This window comes from Ilyobacter sp. (genome assembly GCF_041583315.1).
GTDB lineage: Bacteria > Fusobacteriota > Fusobacteriia > Fusobacteriales > Fusobacteriaceae > Ilyobacter.
This window is the reverse complement of sequence record NZ_JBFHGC010000273.1, coordinates 1-3,843: the sequence shown is the minus strand read 5'-3', so window position 1 is coordinate 3,843 and position 3,843 is coordinate 1. Positions and strand designations below refer to the sequence as shown.

The window sequence follows — 3,843 nt, the reverse complement described above, 5'->3', positions numbered from 1 at the left end:
GTCCTATATCAAAATCTGTCTCATGATAGGCAAAGGATATTACGTCTGTAGGAGAGTCTTTACCTCTGTAATCCCTGTTTACGACCTGTATATTTTCATTGTCTGTAAGAAGAATTGACACATAGACGGGCTTTTTGGCCTCTGGATATTCCTCTTCCAGCAGGACCTTTATATACTCTTCCATCTTTTCAATATTTATCTTTTCATCATAACCCTCTGTCTCATTTCCGATTTCAAGTACTAATTCCATTTTTCTCCTTCCTTTCCTTCAATTTTTTTCATATCTGAATTATACCAAATTTCCCGAGAAAAACTTCCAATATCAAAAAAAAAATTAAGAAAGACGGGACTTAATCCCGTCTTTCTATTTTTGACCTGGATATTTTATTCTCACATGATGTATACCCATGAGCACCTTAGTAAAGGTTTTTATTATAATCTCTATCTCTTTAAATGTAAGATTTGCTTCAGAAAGCTGGTTATCTTCTATCTTACTGCTTATTATTTTCCTTATCATTTTTTCTATGGTTATTGGAGTTTTCTCATCTAGAGACCTCACTGCAGCCTCTATAGAATCTGCCAGCATTATTATGGCCGACTCCTTTGTCCTAGGCTTAGGACCTGAGTATCTAAAGTCCTCCTCCTGCACAGTGGGATTTCCTTTTTTGGCCTTATTGTAAAAATAAGCCAGTAACGTGGTTCCCTGATGCTCCACCATTATATCCCTTATCTCTCTTGGGATACCATACTCTTTGGCCATCTCCACCCCGTCACGGGTATGGGAGGTTATTATAAGGTTACTCATTGATGGAGTGAGTTTTGTATGGGGATTTGTTCCACCTTGCTGATTCTCAACGTAGAAATTTGGCCTCTTCATCTTACCTATATCGTGGTAGTATGACGCTACTCTGGTGAATATTGCATTTGCCCCTATGGCTTCTGCTGCGTTTTCTGAAAGAGTGGCAACAAGCATAGAGTGGTGAAATGTTCCGGGAGCATTTACAGAGAGTTCTCTAAGTAATGGATGTGAAAGATCTCCCAATTCTATCAGTTTAAAAGGTGTCAGTATATTAAACGTTCTTTCAAAGTAAGGAAGAAGAGCTATGGTCAGCATACCTGAAAATACACCTGAAAGAAGCATCTCTCCGCCTTTAATGATAGTATATACCGCTTCCTCTCTCAAAAACATATTTATCAGAATCACCAGCAGAAGTTTTGTGACACCTAGCTGCACTCCTGCATTTATGAGTGTCGTCCTGTTTTTTATATTATTCATGAGATATGTGGACAGCAGAAATGCCACACTGTATGTCACAAAGAACCCTTGGTCAAAATTCACCATAGGCATAGAATACAGTAGTACAAAGGCTCCCATTATAGCTGCAAATTTTGTGTCTATGAGTATCCCCAGAAGAAAAAACACAGCATCCAAGGGAAGCAAATACAAAAAATTCGGTTTTATAAATCTTAAAGATAAAAATGTAAAAGCTAATATAAGAAATGCACTTCTGTACTTATTTCTGTTTAGAATTTCAGGTTTTAAATACCTCTTGGAAACATAATAAAACACAACAGACAGTATTCCGAGATAAATTATATTTGCTATTATGAAAATTGCATTTCTTTCGCCGCTGTAAAGTCCGTACTCCCTCAGGGCACTTATCTGGGACTCTGTAAGTATTTCTCCTTTTTTGGCTATTACACTGCCGCCTTTTACCTCTACGATCACATCGTCTATCTGAGCTACCTTGCTCTCTATGAGCTTTCTAGTAGCTTCTGCGTCGTAGACATAATTTGGTGCCAGAAAATATCTTAGAATTATTTTGTCCTCTAGGCTCAGCCCTACCTCAAATTCTTCTAAGGTTGCCGTTGTGTTTATGAGCTTCATCTCTTTTGTGATACCTATTTCGTATATTTTTTTTAAGACATTTGTTATATCTTCTCTGCTTTTGTTCAGAACCTCTATTTTTTCCTGTTTTAGCTGTTCTAAGAGACTTTCAGAAATCCCGGTATCTGTTCTACGCTTAAATTCCTCTATATCTATATCCCTTCTGTTGGGTCCTTTGAGGCTGATCAATAAAGTATAAAATTTATTTACTTTTTGAATAGACAGCTTCTCTGATTCCGGTATATAGATATACTCTCTCTCAGATGAATTTATAACCTCATCCACCAGCTTTTCCTTTGCCGGTCTGTCATTATAACGTATTGATCTTGGAGCAATTATATCCTTTGTCACTATATCCCCTACATTGAGGGTACTAGTAAATAAAAAAGCTTTGGAACTGAGGACTATTACAGATATGAGAATTATAAGATAAATAAGTTTTTCTCCTATAACTTCATCATAATTTACGTTATATTCCCTTTCCTCTTCCTTTTTCTTTTCCAGCTTAAAAATAAGTCTTCTGCCGAAAATTTCAATTTTTTTCATGAGACACACACTCCTAATTTTCCCAACCAGATAAATGGCTTTTTTATAAATTAATTGAGAATCTCTCTTCTGGTTTTTATGCATATATTTTTGGTAGGTATAGCATTTAAAAACAGTTTCCCGTATCTCTTTTTAACAATTCTGGTATCCAAAATGGTAATTATACCCCTGTCATCTCTGCTTCTTATGAGTCTTCCTATTCCCTGTTTAAATTTTATTATGGACTCTGGAATTTGATACTCCAAAAATGCATTTTTACCTTCATTGTTAAGATTTTCTATGATTGCTTCCACCACCGGATCGCTCGGAACCTTGAAGGGAAGCTTCACTATTATTACGGAGCTTAGTTTCTCTCCTTTTACATCTACCCCTTCCCAGAAGGAATCTGTCCCAAAGAGTACAGGCTTTTGGCTCATCTTATACATCTTCACCAGTTTATTTCTAGGTGCCATTCCCTGTATAAAGAGGTCAAAACCCTCTTCTTCCAGCTCGTCTTTCAACATATAATACATATAATTCAGTGTTGAGTAAGAGGTGAACAGTATAAATGTATTTCCTTTAGCCCTTCTTACCAGCTCCTTCAGAAAATCTTTTATCTCAAAGGTAAAATTTTTCTCTGAAGGGAGAGGAATATCTTTTGGTATATAAACCTTCATCTGTCTGTCATAGTCAAAAGGTGAATGTATGACAGCATCTAGTGTCTCCTCATGGAGCCCTATGGAGTTTTTAAAATAGTGAAAATCACTTCCTATAGCTATAGTGGCTGAGGTAAAGACTATATGCTCTAGATTGAGATACAGGCTTTTATCCAGCTCATCATTTATTTTTAGAGGCGTCGCCACGAGCTTGGCATTACTCTTCTTTCCGTTTACTGATATCCAGTATATAAAGTTGCTGTCATCCATCTCATTTATAAACTTAAAATTTGTAAAAAAAGCTTCTAACCTGTCGATATACTTTATAAAATCATTGATTACTCCTGTTTCATCGTCAGCTTCTTTTATTACTCTTATAAGGCTTCTCAGCCTTTTCATATAAGAATTATATTCGATCACAAGATCCTCTTCAGCCTCTTTCAGATCCTTCCACAAGCTGCTATGTTCTAGTTCCTCATGTCTCAGTCTGAGATTCACAGTACCCTGCTGGCCCCTTGAAAAAACATCTATCATTCTTAAAAAATAATCATTACCTTTTTTAAAGAGATTTATGTGTCTTTCTATAAGCTCTTCCACTACGAGTCTTTCCACATCTTTGTAGCTTTCGTATTTTATATTTTTCAGATAATTTATAAGCTGATTGTAACTACCGGTTTTCTTCTTTTTTTTCTTCCCAGTATTGTATATCTGATTCATTGTCTTTGTAAAGGAGTACTTGGAAGCTTCATAGGAAAAATAATCTCTGGCCACTTT

Annotated in this window: 3 protein-coding genes; all 3 read right to left on the bottom strand. The window is 36.0% G+C overall.

Annotated elements, in window-relative coordinates; genetic code table 11:
- Nucleotides 1–250: rRNA maturation RNase YbeY (gene ybeY / locus ABZA26_RS09745; RefSeq protein ID WP_372714329.1), on the bottom strand; the 250-nt coding region annotated here is incomplete at its 3' end.
- Between the two features lie 114 nt (nt 251–364).
- The gene (locus ABZA26_RS09740) at nt 365–2,434 is read right to left on the bottom strand and encodes an HD family phosphohydrolase (protein WP_372714328.1); all 2,070 of its coding nucleotides are present in this window, start codon (nt 2,432–2,434) and stop codon (nt 365–367) included.
- 50 nt (nt 2,435–2,484) lie between these two features.
- Nucleotides 2,485–3,843: ATP-dependent DNA helicase (locus ABZA26_RS09735; protein WP_372714327.1), on the bottom strand; the 1,359-nt coding region annotated here is incomplete at its 5' end.